The 1,958-nt window shown below is 74.0% G+C and carries 2 protein-coding genes; both read right to left on the reverse strand.

Translation table 11 applies throughout. From position 1 onward, the window contains the following. Window positions 1-1,292, reverse strand: a 1,292-nt coding sequence (locus tag NON22_RS23610; protein WP_257389432.1) for a tetratricopeptide repeat protein, incomplete at its 3' end; no start/stop codon positions are given. Window positions 1,293-1,370: 78 nt separating this feature from the next. Next, window positions 1,371-1,958: DUF4384 domain-containing protein (locus NON22_RS23615; RefSeq protein ID WP_257389433.1), on the reverse strand; the 588-nt coding region annotated here is incomplete at its 5' end.

Consider the following 1,958-nt stretch of genomic DNA (forward strand, 5'->3'; position numbering starts at 1 on the left):
GTCGCGGCTTCCTGCTGGCCGATCGCGCCCTGCAGCAGCGCGGCCGCGCCGGCCGCATCGCCGCGGCGCAGCAGCACGCGGGCCAGCCCGCGCAGCGCCGGCGCGCCTTCGACGTGGTTCGGCGCGAGCCGGAGTGCCACGATCGCGAGTGCGCGGCGGAAGCGCTGCTCGGCCTCGTCGAGCAGGTTGCGCTCGAACGCGACCTCGCCGAAGTTGATCAGCGGCGGCACGACACGCAGGCTGTCGCTGCCGAACTGGTTCTCGAGCAGGCTCAGGTTCTGGCCCAGCGCCGCGTCGGCCTCGTCGTAATGCCCGAGCTCGTAGGCCAGCGAGCCGAAGTTGCCGAGCAGCGCCGCGTAGCTGCCCGAGGCGACGAGCGCCGGATCCTTGGCCGCGGTCTGCGCCGCTTCGCGCGAATAGTTCAGCGCGAGCTCGCGGTCGCCGAGCTGGCGTTCGGCTTCGGCCAGATGGCCCAGGGTCATCGCGAGTTCGCGCAGAGAAGGCTGCGCCTGCGTGCGCAGGCGTTCGAGCTCGGGCCGCATGAGATCGCGCACGGCGGTGAACTCGCCGCGCGAGATCAGGCTTTCGCTGAGCACGCCGACGAGGCGGCGCCGGAAACCGTTGTCCGGCACGCCGAGGCCTTCGGCCTCGCTCATGCCCTGGCGCGCGAGCGCGACGGCGACGTCGTAGTGGCCGAGGCGGTCCTCGAACAGCGCGTGGAAATAGATCGCGCGCAGGCGCCGCACGCGTTCGAGCATGCCGTGCGGCGTGCGCAGCAGGTTCTCGGCTTCGGCGGCCAGCGCCGTGCCCTGGGCGTAGTCGCCGAACAGGCCGCGGATCTGCCCGCCGAGCGCGAGTACGTAGGCCTGCTCGGCCGGGCTGATGCGGCCCTCGCCGTTGCGCAGCAGATCCAGCGCCTCGTCGACGGCGGCGACGGCCGCGTCTCGGTCGCGCGCCTGGAACGCGCGCTGCGCGCGCCACATCGACAGGGTCGCGAGCGAACGCGCACGTGGACTCCCGGCGCTGCGCCGGCGCTGCAGCTCCTCGGCCCACGGCGTCCATTCGGCTTCGCTGAAATCGGGCGGGCTTTCGAGCGCGAGATTGAACAGCAGCGCGACCGCGGCGTCGTGCTCGCGCGGATCGGCCAGCGCCACCGCGCCGCGGGCCTTGGCTTCAGCCCAGTTCTCGGCCGGGATCAGCGCCTCGATGTCGGCGAGCACGCCGGCCTGCAGCAGCGGCGCGACGGCCAGGGCGAGCAGCAGGACGATCCAGCGGAAACGGCGGCGCGGCATGCGGAGATCCTTGCGGGCGGGCACGCGCCTCCGCAGCGACGGCCGCAGCGGTACGGCGGTGAATGCGCGGATCTTCGCCTATCGGCGCGTATGGGGAAACACGAAGCGTTCACAGCGCAGTGCCGGGCGCGCCTCGTCGCAGCCGATCCGGCGCAGCAGGTCGGAAAGCCCCTGCCCCGGCACCGCGTCCGGCGCCTGCACCGCGGCGAGCCGTCCGACGCCGCGCGCGACCAGCGCCGTCTCGGGCGCGACGGCGCGGCGCCACTGCGCGATCGTGTCCTCGACGCGCAACAGCGGCTCGTCGGCGGCGATCACGACGAAGGTGTCGGTCAGCGCCTCGCGATCGACCTGCCAGCTCAGCGCGGCCACGCCGTCGTGGCCCGGCAGCTGCCAGCGCGTGCCGGGCTGCAGCGGATTGGCCGGCGCGAGGCCGGGCAGCGGGAACAGCACCGTGGGCTCGGCCGAGCCGTCATCGTTGAACACGTAGACCCAGGTCGGCTGGGCCGCAGCGATCTCCAGGCGCAGGCGGTCGCCGACCGCGATCGGCGTGCCGTCGGCCAGGCGCTCGCGATGGCCGGCTTCGTCGCGGAAGAACGCGCCGTCGACGACGAACGGCGCGGCCGGCAGCAGGCGCCAGACCGCCACGGCCGCGAGCGCGGCGACGCA

This window comes from Tahibacter caeni (assembly GCF_024609805.1).
GTDB classification, from domain to species: Bacteria; Pseudomonadota; Gammaproteobacteria; order Xanthomonadales; family Rhodanobacteraceae; genus Tahibacter; species Tahibacter caeni.